11 protein-coding genes, 1 tRNA gene and 1 pseudogene are annotated in these 23,201 nt (G+C 67.6%); 12 read left to right on the forward strand and 1 reads right to left on the reverse strand.

Translation table 11 applies throughout. The features are described 5' to 3' along the window. Positions 1-7: 7 nt before the first annotated feature. The 12 genes from nuoN to MMG85_RS09640 all read left to right on the forward strand — a co-directional run bounded on the left by nuoN (position 8) and on the right by MMG85_RS09640 (position 22,947). Positions 8-1,471, forward strand: coding sequence for an NADH-quinone oxidoreductase subunit NuoN (nuoN, locus tag MMG85_RS09585; RefSeq protein ID WP_055943857.1), 1,464 nt, complete (start codon positions 8-10; stop codon positions 1,469-1,471). Positions 1,472-1,595: 124 nt separating this feature from the next. Further along, positions 1,596-1,672: transfer RNA gene (locus MMG85_RS09590), tRNA-Met, on the forward strand. A 166-nt stretch (positions 1,673-1,838) separates the two neighbouring features. After that, positions 1,839-2,453: a ribosome maturation factor RimP gene (rimP, locus tag MMG85_RS09595; RefSeq protein WP_241045839.1), complete on the forward strand. Its 615-nt coding sequence runs from the start codon at positions 1,839-1,841 to the stop codon at positions 2,451-2,453. Positions 2,454-2,456: 3 nt separating this feature from the next. Then, positions 2,457-3,968, forward strand: coding sequence for a transcription termination factor NusA (gene nusA / locus MMG85_RS09600; RefSeq protein ID WP_241045840.1), 1,512 nt, complete (start codon positions 2,457-2,459; stop codon positions 3,966-3,968). A gap of 142 nt (positions 3,969-4,110) precedes the next feature. Beyond that, complete coding sequence (gene infB / locus MMG85_RS09605; protein ID WP_055943863.1) at positions 4,111-6,759, forward strand: translation initiation factor IF-2; 2,649 nt, start codon at positions 4,111-4,113, stop codon at positions 6,757-6,759. A gap of 120 nt (positions 6,760-6,879) precedes the next feature. After that, positions 6,880-7,251 (forward strand): 30S ribosome-binding factor RbfA, encoded by a 372-nt coding sequence (gene rbfA, locus MMG85_RS09610; RefSeq protein ID WP_241045841.1) that lies wholly within the window; start codon positions 6,880-6,882, stop codon positions 7,249-7,251. 210 nt (positions 7,252-7,461) lie between these two features. Further along, a complete protein-coding gene (gene truB / locus MMG85_RS09615; RefSeq protein WP_241045842.1) occupies positions 7,462-8,412 on the forward strand; it encodes a tRNA pseudouridine(55) synthase TruB in 951 nt (316 codons plus the stop codon). Between the two features lie 151 nt (positions 8,413-8,563). Further along, complete coding sequence (rpsO, locus tag MMG85_RS09620; protein WP_055943870.1) at positions 8,564-8,824, forward strand: 30S ribosomal protein S15; 261 nt, start codon at positions 8,564-8,566, stop codon at positions 8,822-8,824. Positions 8,825-9,007: 183 nt separating this feature from the next. Beyond that, a complete protein-coding gene (pnp, locus tag MMG85_RS09625; protein ID WP_055943871.1) occupies positions 9,008-11,116 on the forward strand; it encodes a polyribonucleotide nucleotidyltransferase in 2,109 nt (702 codons plus the stop codon). Positions 11,117-11,721: 605 nt separating this feature from the next. Further along, entirely contained in the window at positions 11,722-12,354 is a 633-nt protein-coding gene (locus MMG85_RS09630) for a DUF3617 family protein (protein WP_241045843.1), read from the forward strand. Between the two features lie 227 nt (positions 12,355-12,581). Beyond that, entirely contained in the window at positions 12,582-19,214 is a 6,633-nt protein-coding gene (locus MMG85_RS09635) for an OmpA family protein (RefSeq protein WP_241045844.1), read from the forward strand. 22 nt (positions 19,215-19,236) lie between these two features. Beyond that, complete coding sequence (locus MMG85_RS09640; protein WP_241045845.1) at positions 19,237-22,947, forward strand: hypothetical protein; 3,711 nt, start codon at positions 19,237-19,239, stop codon at positions 22,945-22,947. Positions 22,948-23,097: 150 nt separating this feature from the next. Here MMG85_RS09640 and MMG85_RS09645 read toward each other — a convergent pair. Continuing rightward, positions 23,098-23,201: pseudogene (locus MMG85_RS09645) on the reverse strand (IS110 family transposase); the annotation flags it as partial.

Consider the following 23,201-nt stretch of genomic DNA (forward strand, 5'->3'; position numbering starts at 1 on the left):
AAGAACCATGACGACGCCGATGCCCATCTCCGCCGCCGACCTGCAGCCGCTGCTGCCCGAACTGACCTTGATCGGTGGCGCGTTCGCGCTGCTGATGCTGGACCTGTTCCTCGACAACTCCCGTCGCATCATCACCCACACCCTGGCGCTGGTCGTCATGGCAGCCGTGGTGTGGATGCTGGCGACCGGCGTGGGCGGGCAGGGCAGCGTGTTCAGCGGCATGTTCGTGCGCGACACGCTGGCCGATGTCAGCAAGGTGGTGATCGTCGCGATCAGCGCGCTGTCGCTGGTCTACGGCTGGCCCTACCTGCGTGAGCGCAACCTGTATCCGGGCGAGGCCCCGGTGCTGGTGATGTTCGCCACCGCCGGCATGATGATGATGGTGTCCGCTGGCAGCCTGGTGATGGTCTACCTGGGCCTGGAACTGCTGGCGCTGTGTTCGTATGCGCTCGTCGCGCTGAACCGCGACGACGGCCTGGCGACGGAAGGCGCGATGAAGTACATCGTGCTCGGCTCGTTGGCCTCGGGCCTGCTGCTCTACGGCATGTCGCTGGTGTACGGCGCGACCGGTTCGCTGCACTTGCCCGCGATTTTCGACGCTGCGGGTGCCGCGCTCGGCGGCAGCAGCGAGGCGCGCATGCTGTTGCTGACCGGCGTGGTTTTCATGGTGGCCGGCGTGGCATTCAAGCTGGGCGCGGCGCCGTTCCACATGTGGCTGCCTGACGTCTACCAGGGCGCACCGACGCCGGTGACACTGTTCATCAGCGCGGCGCCCAAGCTGGCCGCCTTCGGCATGGCGTTCCGCCTGCTGCAGGACGGCCTGGGCCCGGCGGCGGCGCAGTGGCAGTGGTTGCTGGCGGGTTTGGCTGCAGCATCGCTGGTGATCGGCAACGTCATCGCCATCGCGCAGACCAACCTCAAGCGCATGCTGGCGTACTCGACCGTGTCGCACGTCGGCTTCCTGCTGGTCGGCTTTGCCGGCGGCGGCGAAGTGGGCTATTCGGCGGCGCTGTTCTACGGGATCAGCTACGCCATCATGTCGGCGGCGGCGTTCGGCGCGATCATCGTGCTGTCGCGGCAGGGGTTCGAGGCCGACAGGATCGACGACTTCAAGGGCCTGAACGCGCGCAACCCGTGGCAGGCCGGCCTGGTGCTGTGCGTGATGGCTTCGCTGGCCGGCGTGCCGCCGTTCCTGGGTTTCTGGGCCAAGCTGGTGGTGCTGGGCGCGGCCGTCAACGGTGGGTTCCTGTGGCTGGCCATCGTCGGCGTGCTGTGCGCGGTGATCGGCGCGTTCTACTACCTGCGCGTGATCAAGGTGATGTACTTCGACGAGCCGGTGGGCGAGATTCCGCCCCCGCGTGCCGACCGCGTGGTACCGGTGGTGTTCGGCGTCAACGCGCTGGCGCTGCTGGCGCTGGGCGTGGCGTGGAATCCGATCATGGCCTGGTGCAAGCTGGCGTTCGCCGGCTGAGTTGCGGCACGGTGGTTTTCGTCGGCCGAGGGCGGCCGGCGGCGCGTGATGAACGCGATGTTTCAAGTTGGTGCATCACAAGGCTTGCAATGCACCGGCGTATTCATCATAATTTCGCTTCTGCTGCGGGGTGGAGCAGTCTGGCAGCTCGTCGGGCTCATAACCCGAAGGTCGCAGGTTCAAATCCTGCCCCCGCTACCATGTTTGACCGAGGCCGCCTGAGTGCAGGCGGCCGACGAAGAACCTGGGCACGCAACGACGCATGTTCCCGTCGTTGCACCGACATCCAGCGTATCGGACAAGGGGCCCATCGGGCCCCTTGTCTGTTTCAGCGGCACGCAACACCACGAACATCGGCAGCGAATCCGTGAGCGACAAGGCCAACGACATCGCCAACCTGCTGGCACCCACCGTCCAGGCACTGGGCGTTGAACTGCTCGGCATCGAATACCTGCCGGCGCCCGGCGGCGCCACGGTGCGCCTGTACATCGACGTGCAGGAAGCCGAGCGCGCCACGCGCCACGTCAACATCGAGGACTGCGAGGCGGTGAGCCGCGAAGTCTCCGCGCAGCTCGACGTCGAGGACCCGATCACCGGCAATTACACGCTGGAAGTGTCGTCGCCGGGCGTGGACCGTCCGCTGTTCCAGCTGGCGCATTTCGCGCGCTTCGTCGGCGAATCGGCCAAGGTCGTGCTGAAGCTGCCGCAGGAGCGTCGCCGCCGCCTGCAGGGCACGATCAGCCGCATCGAGGGCGACAGCATCGTGTTCACCGTCGATGGCGCCGAGATGACGGTGGCGTTCGACAATATCGACAAGGCGCGGCTGGTTCCCGACTGGGCCGCGCTGGGCCTGGCGCCCGAGAAACCCGGTGGCGGCCGCAAGGCCCCCGCCAAGAAGGCCGGCGACGCCAAGCGCGCACCTGCCAAGCAAACCAAGAAAAAACCCAACCAACCGGCGGCCCGCAAGCCGCGCGCGGAGTGATCAATGAGTAAGGAACTGTTGCTGGTCGTGGATGCGGTGGCCAACGAGAAGGGCGTGCCGCGCGAGGTGATCTTCGATGCCATCGAGGCCGCCCTGGCGTCCGCCGCCAAGAAGCGCTACATGGACCAGGACGTGCAGGTGCGCGTCACCATCGACCACAAGGACGGCAGCTACGAGACGTTCCGCCGCTGGGAAGTGGTGGCCGACGACGTGGTGATGGAATCGCCCGACCGCCAGATCCGCCTAATGGATGCCGAGGACGAGGCCGAAGGCGCCGAAGTCGGCGACTGGATCGAAGAGAAGATCGAGAACCCCGATTTCGGCCGCATCGCCGCGCAGGCCGCCAAGCAGGTCATCGTGCAGCGCGTCCGCGAAGCCGAGCGCGCGCAGGTGGTCGATGCCTGGAAGGACCGCGTGGGCGAGCTGGTCACCGGCGTGGTCAAGCGTGCCGAGCGCGGCAACATCTACGTGGACCTGGGCGGCAACGCCGAGGCCTTCATCCCGAAGGACAAGGGCATCCCGCGCGACGTGCTGCGCGCCGGCGACCGCGTCCGCGGCTACCTGTTCGACGTGCGCTACGAACCCCGTGGCCCGCAGCTGTTCATCAGCCGCGCCGCACCGGAGTTCATGATCGAGCTGTTCAAGCTGGAAGTGCCGGAAGTGGGCCAGGGCCTGGTCGAGATCAAGGCCTGCGCACGCGATCCGGGCGACCGCGCCAAGATCGCCGTGCTGGCGCACGACACCCGTACCGATCCCATCGGCGCCTGCATCGGCATGCGCGGTTCCCGCGTGCAGGCGGTGAGCAACGAGCTCAACGGCGAGCGTGTGGACATCGTGCTGTGGAACGACAACCCGGCCACCTTCGTCATCAACGCGATGGCGCCGGCGGAAGTACAGTCGATCATCGTTGATGAAGAAAAGCATTCGATGGACCTGGCCGTCGCGGAAGACCGCCTCGCGCAGGCCATCGGCAAGGGCGGCCAGAACGTGCGCCTGGCCAGCCGCCTGACCAACTGGCAGCTCAACGTCATGACCGCCGACCAGGTGCAGGCCAAGAGCGAGGCTGAACAGGCCGTCGCCCGCCAGCTGTTCATGGACAAGCTGGAAGTGGACGAGGAAATCGCCGCCATCCTGGTCAGCGAAGGCTTCAGCACGGTCGAGGAAATCGCCTACGTGCCGGTCGGCGAACTGCTGGCCGTCGAGGGCTTCGACGAGGACATCGTCGAGGAACTGCGTTCGCGTGCCCGCGATGCCCTGCTGAACGAGGCGCTGGCCGAGGAAGAGGGCCTGGAGGAGAACCACCCGGCCGAGGACCTGCTGGCGCTGGAAGGCATGGACGAGGAGACCGCGTTCGCGCTGGCCTCGCACGGCGTCCGCACCAGCGAGGACCTGTCCGATCTGGCCGCCGACGAAGTGGTCGAGTTCGGCATCGAGGGCTTGGACGAGGGTCGCGCCGCGGCGCTGATCCTGGCCGCCCGCGCCGAGGAAATCGCCCGCTTGGAGCGCGGCGCATGAGCACCATCCGGGCCCGCCTGGACTGCGGCGCATGAGCCACCCATGAACACCGCCCTGGCACCCGCAGGGCTTAGAATTCCCCCTCTTGAACAGGGTTGCCCCACCACCACCGGGGGGGCGCAAGACCCAAACTAGGATCCGAATGTCGCAGCAAACCACCATCCGCAAGCTCGCTGAACTGGTCAACACGCCGGTCGAAAAACTCCTGGAGCAACTGGCCGAGGCCGGCATGAGCTTCAGCGGTCCCGACCAGGTCGTGACCAGCATGGAAAAAGTGAAGCTGCTCGGCTTCCTCAAGCGCTCGCACGGCAAGAGCGATGCGGCGGTGGATGAAGCGGCGCCCAAGAAGATCACGCTGAACCGTCGCAAGGTGCAGGAAGTCACCGTCGCGGCCGGCCGCAGCAAGACCACGGTGGCCGTGGAAGTGCGCCAGAAGCGCACCTACGTCAAGCCGACCGACGCCGAATCCGTCAGCACCAACTGGCAGAACGAAGCCGATCCCGAGCGCGCGGAGATCCTGCGCAAGCTGGAGGAATCCCGTCAGCGCAACCTCGACGAACAGCAGCGACTGGCGCGCGAAGATGCCAAGCGCGCCGAGGAACTGGAGCTTCGTCGCCAGGAAGAGGCCGCCGCCCGCGCCGAAGCCGAGGCTGCGCGTGCGCAGGCCGACGCCGAAGCCGCCGCCCTGGCCGCCGGTGCGGTCGCCGTCGATGGCGACGAGCCGGCGCGTCCGGCCAAGCCCGCCACCCAGGGCCACCACGTGCCCAAGACGGTGGTGCGCAAGGATCCGCCGCGTACCGACGACCGCAACAACGCCGCCGCCGCCAAGCACAAGACCCGCGGCTCGCACGCGATGGTCGCCGGCGTCGAAGACGACGACAACACCAGCCGCTTCGCCGGCCAGCTGCACCTGTCCGCAGCCGATCGCGCCCGCCGGGGCGCCTCACGCGGCAAGCCCAAGCCGCCGCGTCGCCACGAGCAGAGCCGCGGTGGCGGCGGTGCCCATGGCTTCGAGCGTCCGACCGCGCCGATCGTGCGCGAAGTGGCGATCGGCGAGACCATCACCGTGGCCGACCTGGCGCAGAAGCTCGCGCTGAAGGGCGGCGACGTGGTGAAGGCGCTGTTCAAGATGGGCGTGATGGCCACCATCACCCAGTCCATCGATCACGACACCGCCGCGCTGATCACCGAAGAGCTGGGCCACAAGGCCGTCCGTGCCGACGCCAACGACGTCGAGAACGAACTGCTGGCGCATTCGGAAGAGCACCAGGGCGACAAGGTCGCGCGTCCGCCGGTGGTCACCATCATGGGCCACGTCGACCACGGCAAGACCTCGCTGCTGGACTACATCCGCCGCACCAAGATCGCCACCGGCGAAGCCGGCGGCATCACCCAGCACATCGGCGCCTACCACGTGGAAACGCCGAAGGGCGTCATCAGCTTCCTCGACACCCCGGGCCACGCCGCGTTCACCGCGATGCGCGCCCGCGGCGCCAAGCTGACCGACATCGTGGTGCTGGTGGTGGCGGCCGACGACGGCGTCATGCCGCAGACCGTGGAGTCGGTGCAGCAGGCCAAGGCGGCCGGCGTGCAGCTGATCGTCGCGGTCAACAAGATCGACAAGTCCGGCGCCGATCCGCTGCGCGTCAAGAACGAGCTGCTGGCGCACAACGTGGTCGCCGAGGAATTCGGTGGCGACACGCAGTTCATCGAGGTCTCGGCCAAGACCGGCGCCGGCATCGACGCGCTGCTGGACGCCATCTCGCTGCAGGCTGAAGTGCTGGAGCTGAAGGCGGTGGCCGATGGCCGCGCCAGCGGCACCGTCATCGAGTCCTCGCTGGACAAGGGCCGTGGCCCGGTCGCTACCGTGCTGGTCCAGCAGGGCCAGCTGAAGAAGGGCGACTACCTGGTGTGCGGCGTGCAGTACGGCCGCGTCCGCGCCCTGTTCGACGAGACCGGCAAGCAGCCGGACTCGGCCGGCCCGTCTATCCCCGTGCAGGTGCTCGGCCTGTCCGGCGTGCCCGAGGCCGGTGACGACTTCGTGGTGGTCGCCGACGAACGCCTCGCCAAGGACGTGGCCCAGCAGCGCGACACCAAGCGCCGCGAGTCGCGCCTGGTGCAGTCCGCCGGCAGCCGCATGGAAGACATCATGGCGCAGCTGGGCAAGGGCGAAGGCCAGCTCAGCCTCAACCTGATCATCAAGGCCGACGTGCAGGGTTCGGTGGAGGCGCTGCGCCATTCGCTGACCGCGCTGTCCAACGAATCGATCCGCATCAACATCATCCACTCCGGCGTGGGCGGCATCACCGAGTCCGACGCCAACTCCGCGGTCACCTCGAAAGCCACGGTCATCGGCTTCAACGTGCGCGCCGATGCGTCGGCACGCCGTATCGTCGAAGCCAATGGCGTGGACATGCGTTACTTCTCGATCATCTACGACGTGATCGACCAGGTGAAGCAGGTGGCGTCCGGCCTGCTGGGCGTGGAAATCCGCGAAGAGATCATCGGTATCGCCGAAGTGCGCGATGTGTTCCGCAGCTCCAAGTTCGGCGCGGTCGCGGGCTGCATGGTGGTCGAAGGCACGGTCAAGCGGAACAAGCCGATCCGCGTGCTGCGCGACAATACCGTGGTGTTCGAGGGCGAACTGGAATCGCTGCGCCGCTTCAAGGAGAACGTCGACGAGGTGCGTAACGGCACCGAGTGCGGTATCGGCGTGAAGGCCTACAACGACGTCAAGCCCGGCGACCAGATCGAGTGCTTCGAGCGCATCGAAGTGCAGCGAACGCTGTAAGGCGAGGAGTGAGTGGGGAGGAGTGAGGAGTGAGCGAAAGCCACTCCGACGAACCTCCACTCACTACCGCCGCCTCTGTCCTGCCTCGCTTCTCACTCCTCTCCGCTCACTGCTCGCCCCATGCCCACCAAGTCGTTCCACCGCACCGACCGCGTTTCCGCCCAGCTCCGCCGCGAGTTGGGCACGCTCGTGCACGAGGCTGTGCGCGAGCACGGGCTGCCGTCGGTCAGCGTGTCCGACGTGGAAGTCACCCGCGACATGGCGCACGCCAAGGTGTTCGTCACCGCGCTGATGCCGGAGCGTTCTGTCGAGGCGGTGAAGGGCCTGAAGGAACTGGCCTGGGGCCTGCGCATGGAACTGGCGCGGCGGGTGAAGATGCGGCACGTGCCGGAACTGCATTTCCACTACGACGACTCCGTCGACCGTGGCGAACGCATCGAGACGCTGCTGCGCGACAACCCTCCGGTGCCCGAGTCCGACGACGAGACCTGATACGTCATGTCGTAGAGCGGAGCTTGCTCCGCTGCTCTCCGTGTCGGCATCCGCATGTCCGCTTCGCAGGCAAGTCGAGCAAGCCAGACGCTACTGTCAGCGCCGCGGCGCTCCGGTCGTGATGATCGGAACCTGGCCGCATGAAGACGTCGGGCGGGCTCGACGCTACGATGCGGCGATTCCCCGCCACACCACCTGATCTGGGACCGCATGGCAGGACGCATCCAATTCCGCCCGCTGGATGGCCTGCTGCTGCTGGACAAGCCGCAGGGCATGAGCTCGAACGGCGCCCTGCAGGTCGCGCGGCGCCTGTTCCGCGCCGAGAAGGGTGGACACACCGGCAGCCTCGACCCGTTGGCCACCGGCTTGCTGCCGCTGTGCTTCGGCGAGGCCACCAAGATCGCCGGCCTGCTGCTGGGGTCGCGCAAGGCCTATGACACGGTCGCCGTGCTGGGCACCACCACCGATACCGACGATGCCGACGGCGCGCCGCTGCGCGAGCGCCCGGTGCCGTCCCTGGACGTGGCGACGATCACCGCGGCCCTGGCGCCGCTGACCGGCCGCATCCGTCAGCGGGCGCCGATCTATTCCGCGCTCAAGCAGGGTGGGGAACCGCTCTATACCAAGGCGCGCCGCGGCGACGTCATCGAGGCGCCCGAGCGCGACGTCGAGGTCCACCGCATCGAGATCCTGGAGATCGACGCTGGCCGCCTGTCGCTGCGGGTGGAATGCGGGTCCGGCACCTATGTGCGCAGCCTGGTCCGCGACCTGGGCGAGGCGCTGGGCTGTGGCGCGCATGTCGGGGCGCTGCGGCGGCTCTGGGTCGACCCGTTCATCCAGCCGCGCATGCTCACGCTGGACGCGCTGCAGGCGATGGCCGAACACGGCGGCGAAGCGGCCCTGGACGCCTGCCTGCTGCCGGTCGAAGCCGGCCTGGCCGGGTTCCCGCGTGTCGAGGTGGACACCGCCGGCGGGCGCCGGCTGGCGCAGGGCCAGCGGCTGCCCGGATACCCGCCCAGCGACGGTCCGGTGGCGATCCACGGGCCGGACGGGCGTGTGCTGGGGCTGGGGACGGTCAATGCCGAGGGCACGCTGTCGCCGCAGCGCCTGTTCGCCTGGGCGGTCGCCGGGACCGCGCAGAAAGCCGGACACATTCAATAAAACCTTGTTTCACAAGGACCTGGCGGCTACACTACGCCGCCGGTTTTATACCGGCATATCCGCTATTTCCCTGCTTCATCAACGGCGAGCCAGGCGGTGCGCGCGGAGGACACCCGCGTTCCTGCAGGCCACGCATCAACACGAGAACAGCATGTCCATCGATACCCAGAAAGTGATTGCCGACAACGCGCGCGGTACCAACGACACCGGCTCCCCGGAAGTCCAGGTGGCCCTGATCACCGCCCGCATCGAACACCTGAGCGGTCACTTCAAGACCCACAAGAAGGATCACCACAGCCGCCGTGGTCTGCTGCAGCTGGTCAACCGCCGCCGCAGCCTGCTTGACTACCTCAAGAAGAAAGACAACGAGCGCTACAAGGCCCTGATCGAGAAGCTGGGTCTGCGTCGCTGATATACCCCCGACCGCGGCGCAGAGATGCGCCGCGGTTTGCATTTCAGGGAACGGAATGCGCTGCATCCGCTGGCCGCACCGGGCCCGCCCCTCAAAGCACCACCGGCCGGACGCATCCGGCCAGCCGCACGCGACAAGGGTCGCGTGAGGTCCAACCCGCACAAGGCACCTCAAGGAACCAACGTGGCAAAAATCACCAAAACCTTCCAGTACGGCAAGCACCAGGTCACCCTGGAAACCGGCGAAGTCGCCCGCCAGGCCGGCGGCGCCGTCGTCGTCAAGTTCGACGACACCGTACTGCTGGTCACCGCCGTGGCCGCGAAGTCGGCCCGCGAAGGCCAGGACTTCTTCCCGCTGACGGTCGACTACCAGGAGAAGTTCTACGCCGGCGGCCGTATCCCCGGTGGCTTCTTCAAGCGTGAAGGCCGCGCGACCGAGAAGGAGACGCTGATCTCCCGCCTGATCGACCGCCCGCTGCGTCCGCTGTTCCCGGAAGAATTCCGCAATGAAGTGCAGGTCATCGCCACGGTGATGTCGCTGAACCCGGAGATCGACGGCGACATCCCGGCGCTGATCGGCGCCTCCGCCGCCGTCGCCCTGACCGGCGCGCCGTTCAACGGCCCGATCGGTGCGGCCAAGGTCGGCTACATCAACGGCGAGTACGTGCTCAACCCGACCGTCAGCGAGCTGAAGGACTCCAAGCTGGAGCTCGTCGTCGCCGGTACCGCCAACGCCGTGCTGATGGTCGAATCCGAAGCCGCCGAGCTTTCGGAAGAAGTGATGCTGGGCGCCGTGATGTTCGGTCACCGCGAGATGCAGAAGGTCATCGCCGTGATCAACGAGCTGGTCGCCGAAGCCGGCAAGCCGAAGTGGGACTGGCAGCCGCCGGCCAAGAACGAAGGCCTGATCGCCGCGCTGCGCAACGCCGTGGGCGACAGCCTGGCCGGCGCCTTCCAGGTGCGCGACAAGATCGAGCGTCGCGACACCATTTCCAGCCTCAAGAAGGCCATCCTCAACACGCTGGCCCCGCAGGCCGAGAGCAATGCGTGGAGCACCGGCGAGCTGTCGAAGGAATTCAGCGAGCAGGAATACCAGACCATGCGCGCCTCGGTCCTGAAGACCAAGGTCCGCATCGACGGCCGTGCGCTGGACCAGGTGCGTCCGATCTCCTCCCAGGTCAGCGTGCTGCCGCGCGTGCACGGCTCGGCGCTGTTCACCCGTGGCGAGACGCAGGCCATCGTGGCCGTCACCCTCGGCACTGCGCGTGACGGCCAGGTCATCGACGCCGTCGGCGGCGAGTGGAAGGACCACTTCCTGTTCCACTACAACTTCCCTCCGTTCTCGGTGGGCGAAGCCGGCCGCATGATGGGCCCGAAGCGTCGCGAAATCGGCCACGGCCGCCTCGCCAAGCGCGGCGTGCTCGCCGTGATGCCGACGATGGAAGCGTTCCCGTACACCATCCGCGTGGTCTCGGAAATCACCGAGTCCAACGGTTCCTCCTCGATGGCCTCGGTCTGCGGCAGCTCGCTGGCGCTGATGGATGCCGGCGTGCCGATCAAGGCGCCGGTGGCCGGCATCGCGATGGGCCTGGTGAAGGAAGGCGACGAGTTCGTCGTGCTGAGCGACATCCTGGGTGACGAAGACCACCTGGGCGACATGGACTTCAAGGTCGCCGGTACCGCCAACGGCGTGTCCGCGCTGCAGATGGACATCAAGATCGAAGGCATCACCGAAGAGATCATGAAGCAGGCGCTGACGCAGGCGAAGGCCGGCCGACTGCACATCCTGGGCGAAATGGCCCATGCGATGTCGGCACCGCGCCAGGAACTGAGCGAGTTCGCGCCGCGCCTGATCACCATCAAGATCCACCCCGACAAGATCCGCGAAGTGATCGGCAAGGGCGGTTCGGTGATCCAGGCCATCACCAAGGAAACCGGCACGCAGATCGACATCCAGGACGACGGCACCATCACCATCGCGTCGGTGAACGGCGCCGCCGGCCAGGCCGCCAAGGCGCGCATCGAGCAGATCACGTCCGATGTCGAGCCGGGCCGCATCTACGAAGGCAAGGTCGCCAAGATCATGGACTTCGGCGCGTTCGTCACCATCCTGCCGGGCAAGGACGGCCTGGTGCACGTGTCGCAGATCTCCAACGACCGCGTCGAGAAGGTCAGCGACGCGCTGAAGGAAGGCGACGTGGTGAAGGTCAAGGTGCTGGAAGTCGACAAGCAGGGCCGCATCCGCCTGTCGATCAAGGCCGTGGAAGAAGGCGAGGGCGTGTCGGCCGAGTAAGCCGCACGACATCGCGATGCGATACGGAAAAGCGGGCTTCGGCCCGCTTTTTCTTTTTGGGGCAGTTGTTGCCCTTCTGCGTCCGAATGCGCCAGGACGCATCCCCCGCACGTCCCCGGCAGACGCCGCCGCGGCACCGGTGTCGGGGTTTCGTCGTGCGCGACGTTACTCCGGCGTCCACATCGCAGGGCGTCATCGTGTCGGGCCCGGATGGCGCGTGGCCGCGCAAGGAATCAGTGGCGCCCACGTCGCGCCGATGCGCTGAGGCTCCTCGTTCCCGCGCTCCTGTGGCGGCGGCCGGGCCTTTCCCGGCCCGCTGCCGCGTGACGGTGTTCCGTTCTGGCACCCGACTTGCATCACGTCGTGCGTTCGACCCCATTGGCGAAATCGGGATTTCAGTCGGCGGCCCATCTGCCGATAACGAAACCGGAAAGGTTGAAAGCGTGCGGCAGGTCACTTCTGCATGGCTTCAACCGGGGACGTCCGCATTGGGGAGTCGGCCATGCCCTTCGGGGTGAGCGACGACGGACACGCGTCATGGGGATGGGCCGGGTGACCGGCGATTGCGGCAACAAACGGGTTTTCGGGAACCTCGGGGGACATTGATGCTTTCACTGCTGGGCGCGCTCACGCGCGCCAATGCCGATGCCATGGGCGCGGCGGATTCCACGCGGACCGTCGCACGGCGATGGTCGTCCATGCTCGCGGTGCTGCTGGCCATGCTGGCTCCTGCGGCCTACGCCGCGGACGTTCGCGTCAATCCCTATGCGGAGCTGCCGCTGCGCAAGCCGGGCCTGTGGGAAGTGACGATCCAGGCCCACGCGCCGGCGGGCATGGGCGGTCGGATGCAATCAGCGATGACCGCGCTGCAATGCACCGATGCCAGCGCAGAGCGCGTGGTGCCGTTCTTCCTGCTGCCCGCACGCGAGGATTGCCGCCGGATCACCGTATCCAAGGGCGCACGCGGCGGGCACGACGTCAGTACCGTCTGCGCGTCGCATGGCCAGCGCGTCGATACCCAGGTGCACCTCAAGGGCGACATGCAGGCCCGTTACGACGGCACCTACCGCATCCGGCATCCGGACGCCCCGTCGAGCGACACCGGCACGGTGCCTATCAGCGGACGCTGGCTGGGACGCTGCAAGGCGGGCCAGCGCGCCGGCGACATGGTGCTGCCCAACGGCATCACGGTGAATCCGGTCGACGACGCACATCGCGCGCGCGGGCACGCGCATTGAATCGCCCGGATGTCGACCACGGGCCATGCAGCGCATGGCGCCGTGCGTATCGCAGCGCGGACATGACGCGCAGTCGAAAGCCTCCTCCACTCGCATCGCGGGCATCGCCCGTGACGCTTCCACGCATTTTTCTTGCAGTCAGAACGGGATGGATCATGCAGATTGCCGCAGCAGTGCAGGGACGAGGGGCCGACAGGCTCCATCAACGAAAGGGTGGCCGCGGCGTATTGGCTGCATGGGCGCTGGCCTTGCTGGCGATGCTCGTCGTCCCGGCGGTGCAGGCGCAGATCAAGAACGGTGGCTTTGAAGCCCAGAACTTTTCCGAATGGAAGCTGGAGAGCTATACCCGCTCCAGCAGCGCAATGCCGACGGTGCCGCCGACCAACAGCAGCCAGCTGACACTGGGCGCGCCGACCGGAACCGTGGCCAGCACGGCGACGGTCAATACCGCCTTCGGTGGCAACATGCGCGTGCTGACCACGCCGGGTACCGCGGCATCCACGAACGGCAATGGCGCGCGCTACCCGTTCTCCGGTACCGCATCCGCACTGCTGGGCGGTAACGGCTCGTGGTCCGCCTATGCGATGGAGCAGACCGCCACCATGGCGCTCAGCGACGTCGATCCGGTCGACGGCAAGGTGCACATCCGGTTCGCGATGGCGCCGGTGCTGAACAACCCGGGCCATCCGGCCGGGCGCCAACCCTTCTTCTTTGTCGAGGTCATCAACCTCACGAAGGGCAGTACCCAGCTCTTCCATACCTTCAACTATTCCAACCAGGCGGGCATTCCCTGGCAGTCGTTCGGCGCCTACCAGTTCACCAACTGGCAGGGCTTCGACATCGCGCCCGGCAATGGCCGCCTGGACGTGGGCGACCAGGTGATGCTGAAGGTCTATGTGGCCAACTGCGCCGACGGCGGCGCCGGCCACACCGCGCAGGTCTACATGGACGTGTTCGGCTCCAAGATGCCGGGCCTGAGCGTGGCCGCCATCGGGCCGTCCACCACCAAGCCCGGTGAGCAGGTCACCTACAACTACAACTACGTCAACAACTCGGGTGTCTACGCGCTTGGCGCGACGGTTCGTCTGGCAGCGCCGATCACCGAGAACGGACTGCCGCTCACGTTCGTGCCGAATTCCTGGCCGGCGAGCTGCACCGGGCCGCATGCAGGCACGGCACCGCGCGCCGAGTACATCGACTGCCCGGTAGGCGACCTGGTGGCCGGCGCCGGCAGCAGTTTCCCGGTGACGTTCACCGTGCCGGCCGGTGCGGCCACCACCGGTCCGAGCAACGTCATCAACAACGGCGACTACGATGTCCGGGCGAATACGGTCAGTCCGTTCATCGGGCCACTCGTCAAGGCCACCATTTCGCCTGCCTCGACCACACTTCTGGATCTCGGCGTCGCCGTCAGCAATGGCGGGGTGCCGTCCTATCTGGTGGGCGGTGCCGTGGCCTACACGGTCACGGTGACCAACAACGGCCCGGTCGACGCCACCGGCGCGACCGTCTCGCAAAGCCTGAGCGGCGCGAACGGTACCGCGGGCTGGACCTGCGCCGTGCCGTCGGGGAGCACGGCCAGCTGCGGCGCGACCGGCAGCGGCTCCGGCCCCATCTCCACCACGACGGCCAACCTGCCCGTGGGGCAGTCGCTGGTTTACACCGTCAACGGCATCACCGCCGCCGCCGCGGGCACCCCCGTGGTGACGGTGGTCAGCGTGGCGCCGCCAGCCGGCATGTCCGACAGCGTGGCGGCGAACAACACCGACGGCGTCAGCACGCCTGTCAGTGCCGCACAGCATCGACTCACCGCCAACACGATCGGTGCGGGCAGCGGACGGCTCAACGCCATTCCCGCGGTCTATGCCTGTCCGTCCGGAGGCGCGAGGACGGCCTGCAGTTCCGAGAACCTGGGCGAAGGCCAGGAGGCCTACCTGACGGCAGTGGCCGACAACGGCTCCCTCTTCAAGGGCTGGACCGGTGGCTGCACCACGGTGACCGGCAATGAATGCCATGTGCGGATGGGCACGCAGGACCTGCAGGTCACGGCGGAGTTCGCCACGGTCTGGCTGGTCACGCCGAGCATCACCGGCGGCACCTTGAACACGTCCTCGCCGCAGGTGGTCGAGGACGGACAGAGCACCAGCTTCACCCTTACCCCGACCACCGCCGGACACGTGCCGGTGATCACCACGCCGGGCGGCGCCAACACGTGCCAGGCCACGCTGAGCGGTCCCACCGCAGGCGCATACACCTACACCGTGACGCCGGTGACGCAGGACTGCGCATTCAACGTGGCGTTCGTCAGCATTCCGCGCCTGGCCATCACCAAGACCGCGTCGGTCGTGGCGCCCGCCTCGATCGCGGTCGGCGTTCCCTTCACCTACACGATCACGGTGACCAACAGCGGTGCCGCACCGACCTCGGCGATCGCGACGGTGACCGACGTGGTACCGACGGGCCTGAGCATCGGGGCGCTGCCGGCAGACTGCGCGACCAATCCGGGCGGCAGCCAGACCGTCGAATGCACGATCGCAGCGGGTCTGTCCAACGTGGGTCCGGCCAACACCGCGACCTTCGTCATTCCCGTCACGCCGCAGGGCGCGGTCAACAACACGACCGTGTCGAACACCGCCGAGGTGGTGGGCGGCGGCGATCCCGACTGCGCCACCGCAGGCAGCTGCACCAGCGCACCGGTGGAGACGGCGGTCGTCGCTTCCCGCCTGGCCATCGCCAAGAGCGGTGCGGGCACGGCCGTGGTCGGCGTGCCCTACGACTACACGATCACCGTGACCAACACCGGCACGGCATCGACGGCGGCCGTGGCGACCGTCACCGATGTGGTGCCGTCGGGCCTGACAATCGGCGCGCTGCCCGCAGGCTGTGCGCTTGCGCCGGCCGGCAGCCAGACCGTGGAATGCATGATCGCGGCGGGCCTGTCGAACACCGCTCCCGGCAACACGATGACCTACGTGATCCGCGTGACGCCCACCGCGGCGGCAGGCGCCAGCGTCAGCAACACGGCGACCGTCGAGGGTGGCGGTGATCCGGATTGCGCTGCCGGCTGCACCAGCACGCCGGTTGCCACGACGATCAATGCGCCCGCTCTGGAGATCACCAAGCTGGGACCGGCGAACGCGATCCGGGGTGTTCCTTTCGACTACACCATCGGCGTGCGCAACACCGGCACCGCCGATGCCACGGCCGATGCGACCGTGACCGATACCGTGCCCGACGGCATGACCGTCAACACCGCCACGCCCAACTGCACGATCGCTGGCCGCGACGTGAGCTGTTCCGTGGCGATGGCCGACCTGCAGGTCGGCGGTGCGGCAACGATCACCCTCAACGTGACACCGACCGCAGCGGGTAGCGCGGACAACATCGCGACCGTGACCGGCGGCGGCGACCCCGCTTGCGCGGCGGGTTGCAGCAGCACGCCGGTCACGACGACCGTCGCCGCACAGGCACCCTTGATGACGGTGCTGAAGTCGGTCACCTCGACCGGTCCGTACGGCGTGGGCAGCGTGATCGCCTACCAGTTCGTGGTTACCAACACGGGCAACGTGATGCTCAGCGGGGTCATGGTCAATGACGCGAAGCTGGATACGCCGGCGGTGTGTCCGCTGACGACCCTGGCGCCTGGCGCCAGCACGACCTGCACGGGCGTGCACACGGTGACTGCCGCGGAAGTGGCGGTGGGCAATGTGCACAACAGTGCGACGGTGAGCGGCCAGCCGCCGACGCCGCCGGGTGGCCCGACGCCGCCGGTGGTGACCAGTCCGTCGAGCGAGGTGGACACGGCCACCGCACAGGCGCCGTCGATGACGGTGCTGAAGTCGGTCACCTCGACCGGTCCGTATGGCGTGGGCAGCGTGATCGCCTACCAGTTCGTGGTCACCAACACCGGTGACGTGACGCTGAGCGATGTCGTGGTCAACGACGCGCAGCTGGATACGCCGGCCACGTGTCCCCTGACGATGCTGGCGCCGGGTGCGAATACGACCTGCACGGGCGTGCACACGGTGACCGTCGCGGAAGTGGCGGTGGGCAATGTGCACAACAGTGCGACGGTGAGCGGCCAGCCGCCGACGCCGCCGGGTGGCCCGACGCCGCCGGTGGTGACCAGTCCGTCCAGCGAGGTGGATACCGCTACCGAGCAACAGCCTGCGATGACGCTGGTCAAGTCGGTGACCTCCAGCGGACCGTATCGCGAAGGCAGCGTCATCCAGTACGCCTTCGATGTGGAGAACACCGGCAACGTGATCCTCACCGACGTGTCGGTGGTCGACACGCTGCCCGGCCTGAGCCCGCTGACCTATGCGTGGCCGGGGACTGCCGGGCAGTTGCAGCCTGGCGAAAAGGTGGTGGCGAACGCGACCTACACCGTGGCACCGGCAGATGTGCTGGCCGGCCAGGTGCACAACAGCGCGACCGCAACGGGTCAACCGCCGAATCCGCCGGGCGGCGTCACCACGCCACTGGTGGTGAGCAGCCCGCCGAGTGGCGTGGATACCGCCATCCTGCCGGTGATGGATGCCGTGGACGATGTGCTGGTGCCGGTGGACGGTGCCGAGGGCAGTGCGTCGGCGGGCAATGTCTACGACAACGACGTGATCAATGGCGCAGCCGTGGATCCGGCACGCATCGCCGGCACGGTGACCACACCGGCCACGCAGATCAATGGGGCTCCGGTGCCGACGCTGGATCCCGCATCGGGCATCGTGACCGTGCCGCCGGGAACGCCTGCCGGCACGTACACCATCGCGTACCGCATCTGCGAAGTGCTGAACCCCGACAACTGCGATGACGCCCAGGTCACGCTGGTGGTACTGGCCACGGCGATCAACGCCGAGGAAGACGCGCTGCTGCCGATCCGCAGCGGCGACGGCGGTACCTCGCCCAGTGTGCTGGGCAACGACACCCTGGGTGGCGATCCGGCCCTGATCGGCCAGGTCGCGTTGATGCCGGGCAGCTCGCCGCATGCCGGGTTGATGATGAATCCGGACGGCACCCTCACCCTCACCACCGGCACGCCGCCGGGTACGTACCGCTATCCGTACACGATCTGCGAAGTACTGAACCCGGGCAACTGCGACACCGCCGATGCCATCGTGATCGTCAGTGGCGAGGCGCAGCTGCGCCTGACCAAGACGGCCGGGGTGCGCGACGTGCGGACCGGTGATCTGGTGCGCTACACGATTTCGGTCGAGAACCTGGGCGATGGTCCGCTGGTCAACGGCAGCATCGTCGACACACCGGCGGCCGGCTTCGGCTATGTCGACGGCTCGTTGGCCGTCACCGATGGCGACAATGCCGCCACGGTGTCCGGCCACCATCCGGTGCGCTTCGAGGGTCTCGATATTCCGGTCGGCGGCAACGCCAGGCTGGTGTACATGATGCGGGTGGGTGCGGGCACGCGTGCCGGCACGCAGGTCAACCAGGCGCAGGCGCTGTCGTCGTCCGGCGTGCCGCTCTCCAACGTGGCCACCGCCGAAGTGACCCTGGTGGCCGACACGCTGCTGGATGACAGCCTGGTGTTCGGCACGGTCTTCAACGACCGCGACGGTGATGGCTGGCAGGACAGCGCCACGCTGAGCGGCGTGCGCGTGCAGGGTGGCTTCGCCGCCGATGCCTATGTCGCCGGTTCGACCACGCTCGATCGGGGAACGGGTCCGCTGCCGCAGGCCGACGCCAGCGCACCGCTGCTGCATGGCATTGCGCTGGGCACGGTGGAAGGTCTCCAGTCCGAGGCCGATCCGCTGCGCGACCGTCAGGTGGTGATCCGCCAGACGTTGCGCGCGCTGTCGTTCACCGACGACTTCGTCCTCACCAGCGACCAGGGCGTGACCCTGCGGATGGATCGCAACGGCGTGACGTCCGTGGAAACGGGCGGCAAGGCCGCCAGCGGCTTCACCGCGGCCATGCCGAGCGTGGAGCGCAGGATCGCCCGTGTCGAGAACGGTTATGTCGTGGACTATGTCATCGGCAACACCGGCATCGACGAACGCGGTGTCCCCGGCGTGCGCATCGCGACGGTGGAGGGCCTGCTGATCGAGACCGATCCGTTCGGCCGCTATCACCTGGCCGGTGTTTCCGGCGGCGCGTGGGAGCGCGGGCGCAACCTGATCCTGAAGGTGGATCCGTCCACCTTGCCTGCCGGTACCGAGCTGACCACCGACAACCCGCTGCTGCGCCGTGTCACGCCGGGCGTGCCGGTCCGCTTCGACTGGGGCGTGAAGCTGCCCGAGCAGGTGATCGGTGGCGGGCGCGGACAACTCGAAATCGACATGGGCGAGCTGCACTTCGCGCCGGGCAGCCACCAGCTGCCGCCGCGATACCTGCCGCTGATCACGGCCATGGCCGCCAAGGTGCAGGAGCACCAGGGCGGAGAGGTGGTGATCCAGGCCGATGGCGATACCGAGGCTCTGGCGTTCGATCGCGCCAACGCGGTGAAGGACGCGCTGATGGCGCAGCTCGATGCGGCCGCGGCGAAGGCGCTGGTGATCAGCGTGCGGGCAAGCACCGACACGCAGGCATCGCTGGTGACCGGCGTGCGCGCCGACACCGCCCTGCTGGGCACGGTGCTGTTCGACACCGACAAGGCGACGATCCGTCCCGAGTTCGTTCCGTTGCTGGACGCCATGGCAGCCGCGCTGGAGCGCAAGGGAGGCGGCGACGTCGTCATCGTGGGCCATGCCGACCGGCGCGGCCCCCATGCCTACAACGCCGTGCTGGGGATGCAGCGCGCGAAGGCGGTGTTCGACGCGCTGGCCGGACGGCTCGGTGCGACGGCGCGCAGCGCGTTGCGGGTGGAAATCGAAAACGACCCGATTGCGCCGCATGGCGCGCGGAACTAAGGGGCGGGTCATGGACAAGCGCATGAAGATGAAGTTGCTGGACTACACGTTGATCTCCCTGCTCGCCGGTGCGGCGCCGATGGTGGCCGCACAGGAGGCGGCGTCACCGACCGCGGAAGCGTCGGTGGAAGGCGAGGGCACGCAGGTGACATGCGATACGGAGCGCTGCACCGGCGAGGACGGGCTGTTCTTCCGGTTGCGCACGCGCAGCTACGACAGCCCGGTGACGCAGGGCGGCGACGCACCTGCCACGTCCACCGCGCTGCAGCCCGACCGCCGCGTGACGGTGGAAGCACCGCCGCCGGCCAAGGCCGTGGTGACCGGGAAATTCTCGATCGACCTGCCCGGTGGCGGCGTGATCTGGGCGACCGAAGATCCCACGCTCGGCCAACCGGAACTGTCGGTGTCGGCGCCGTCGCTGGCCGCCTTCGATGGAACCCGCATCCTCGAGCCGGTGCAGTTCTACGTGCGCGGCAACTATCCGGCGTTCATCGAAACGCTGGAGATCAGCGTGTACCGCGGCAGCGATGCCGACCTGATCGAACCGCTGGCGACGGTGCCGCTGGACGTGGCGGCCGTGAGCCGCGTGGAATGGGATGGCGCGTTGCCGGCCCGGTACCGTTTCCGCAAGGGCGATGAGCTGGTCTACGTGCTGCGCGCCACCGGTGCCGACGGCCAGGTCGACGAAACCCTGCCGCGCACGCTGCAACTGGTCTCGCCGGAAGAAGCCGAACGGGGCGCCAACGCCCTGCGTACCAGCACCGAGCGCCAGCTGGGCAATGCCCTGAGCATCGAACAGGCGCAGGCACAGCGCCTGGTCGACGACGTGTTCGCGGAGAATGGCCTGCGCCAGCAGAACATCCCGCTGTACGGCTCGCGCATCCGCATCCAGGGCCGCAACCTGCCGGCCGATGCCGCGTTGCGCATCAACGGGCAGGATTACCCGGTCGACCTTGAGCGCAAGTTCGTCGCCGAATACCTGGTGCCGGTGGGACGTCACCGTTTCGACATCGCCGTGGGCGGACGCGGCGCCAGCGATGCGCCGGCCCCGGCGCAGGCCCACACGCTGGATGTCGATGTCACCGGCCGCTACTTCTTCGGCGTGGGCCTGGCCGACGTGACCATCGCCCAGAACAGGATCAGCGGCGCGTCCGGCGCTTTCCAGGGCGACAGCCGCTACCAGGACGACGTCATCAGCGATGGCCGGCTGGCGTTCTACGGCAAGGCCAAGTGGCGCGGCAAGTACCTGGTGACGGCGCAGGCCGATACCACCGAGCGCGATCTGGAACGCCTGTTCGACGGGTTCACCAAGGCCGATCCGCAGGACATCTTCCGTCGCCTCGATCCGGACCTGTACTACCCGGTCTACGGCGATGACTCCAACACCTATCGCGACGTGGACACGATGGGCCGGTTCTACCTGCGCGTGGACTGGGACAAGAACCAGGCGCTGTGGGGCAACTACAGCACCGGCATCACCGGCACCGAGTTCGGCCAGTACCAGCGCTCGCTGTACGGTGCGGCACTGAACTGGCGCTCGAACGCCAGCAACCGCTGGGGCGATGCCGGCAGCGAACTGCGCGTGTTCGGCTCGCAGCCGGAGAGCGCGCCGGGGCACAACGAGTTCATCGGCACCGGCGGCAGCCTGTATTACCTGCGCCATACCGACCTGTTGCCGGGCTCGGACGTGGTGACGCTGGAGACGCGCGACCGCACCACCGGCCGCACCGAGCAGCGCGTGCTGCTGCAGCGGGGTGCCGACTACGAGATCGACGAACTGCAGGGCCGCCTCCTGCTGACCCGGCCTCTGGCGCAGATAAGCCGCGACAACAGTCCCACGCTGACCCGCGACACGCCGCTGGACGGCTTCGAGCAGCGTCTGCTGGTCGACTACGAGTGGGTGCCATCCGGATTCGACGCCGACGAACTGACCGTGGGCCTGCGTGGCAAGCACTGGTTCGGCGACCACATCGGCCTGGGCGCCACCTACATCGACGAGCGCCGTGCCGGCGAGGACTACACGCTGAAAGGCGGCGACCTCACCCTGCAGGCGGGCAAGGGCACGTTCCTGAAGGCCGAGTACGCCCACAGCGAGTCGTTCGGCTTGCCGGCGTTCTTCTCCGACAACGGTGGCCTGAGTTTCATCCAGCAGAACGACACCGCCTTGAACCGCGAGGGCGATGCCCGCTCGCTGGAGGCGCGTGCCAACTTCAAGGAGCTGGGCTGGACGGAACAGGACTGGAGCGCGGGCGGCTGGTGGCGTCGCACCGATGCCGGGTATTCGATTTCCCGCTACGACAACGGCCTGCCGGTGACCGAGTACGGTGCCGAACTGCTGGGTCAGTTCAACCAGAACCTCCGCCTTTACAGCCGCTATACCCGTGCCGAACGCGGTGACGATGCCCTGGTGCAGGCGCAGGCGACCCTGGAATGGCGGATCAGCGACGACGGCACGCTTGGCCTGGAAGTACGTCGCGTGGACGAGGAAAGCAGCGCCCTCGATGCGGTCGGCACGCTCGCCGCGCTGAAGTACCAGCACCGCATCGGCAGTGCGTGGGAAGTCTACGGCGTGGCCCAGCTCACCGTGGACGACGATGACGGCCGCTACGCCGACAACGACGCCTACACGCTGGGTGCCAAGCACCTGTTCGGCGACAACTCGTCGCTGGGCGCCGAGGTGACCGACGGTGATCGCGGCAATGCGGCGAGCGTCAACGCCGAGTACCGCCTCACTGCCGAGCATTCGTTCTACGGCGGCTACACGCATTCGACCGACACCACCGGCTACGACTCGCTGTTCAATCCGCAGGGGCAGAACGGCTGGACGCTGGGACAGCGCTGGCGCCTCTCCAGCCAGGTCAACGTGTTCAACGAAAGCCAGTTCCTGAAGGAGCGCGACGAGTCCGGCCTGGCGCACACCTTCGGCATGGATTTCTATCCGGCCCGGGGCTGGAACGCCGGCTTCACCCTGTCGGAGGGCGAGCTGGAGAACGCGCGGAGCGGCGGCGTGGTGGATCGTCGCGCGGTCAGCATCTCCGGTGGCCACACCTCGCCGGAGACCGACTGGCAGAGCAAGATCGAGTGGCGCGAGGACACCGGCGCGGAACAGCGCGAACAGTGGGTCAGCACCACCCGCCTGACCCATCGCTTCAGCGAGAGCTGGCGCGTCGCTGCCCGCTTCAACTATGCGGATACCGACGACACGCTCAATCCGCAGGAGGGCGCGAAGTTCATCGAGGGCAGCGTCGGTTTCGCGTATCGCCCCTGGAACAGCACGCGCTGGGGCTGGTTCGGCCGCTACACGTATCTGTATGACCTGGCGAGCATGGGTCAGCTGGGCGGTGCGGAGTACGACCAGCGGTCACAGGTCGTGTCGCTGGAAGGCGTGTACAAGCACGATCAGCACTGGGAGTTCGCCGGCAAGCTGGCGCGGCGCGAGGGCGAGGTGCGCATGGGCCGCGGGACGGGCGTGTGGCTGGATTCGGCCACCACCTTCGGTGCGGTGCAGGCCCGCTACGAACTGCGTACCAAGTGGCATGCGCTGGGCGAGTACCGCTGGCTGGACGTGGACGACGGCGGCGTGCGGCATGGCTTCCTGGCCGGCGTGGACCGTGACCTCAACAAGCACTTCCGCATCGGTGCCGGCTACAACTTCACCCGTTTCAGCGACGACCTGACCGACTTCGACTACGACCACCGGGGCTGGTTCCTCAACATGACCGGTACCTACTGACGGGTCGAGCGCGTCGCACGCAGGATGGAAAAGCGGGCTTCGGCCCGCTCTTCTTTGTCTATCGCCAGGTGTCAGGCCTCTTGGGGTCGTGCGCATGGCGCACGCTACGTGTCCCCTCTCCCTGCGTGCGGGGAGAGCAACTGTCTTGATTCAGGCTGTTTGGGAGGCGTTGAGATGGTCCCGCATGCGGGCGTTGAGGATGACCAGCAGTTTGCGCATGGATGCCACCAGGGCCACCTTGGCGGGTTTACCTC

Origin of the sequence: Pseudoxanthomonas sp. LH2527, assembly GCF_022539275.1 — a bacterium.
In the GTDB taxonomy this organism is placed as follows: domain Bacteria; phylum Pseudomonadota; class Gammaproteobacteria; order Xanthomonadales; family Xanthomonadaceae; genus Pseudoxanthomonas_A.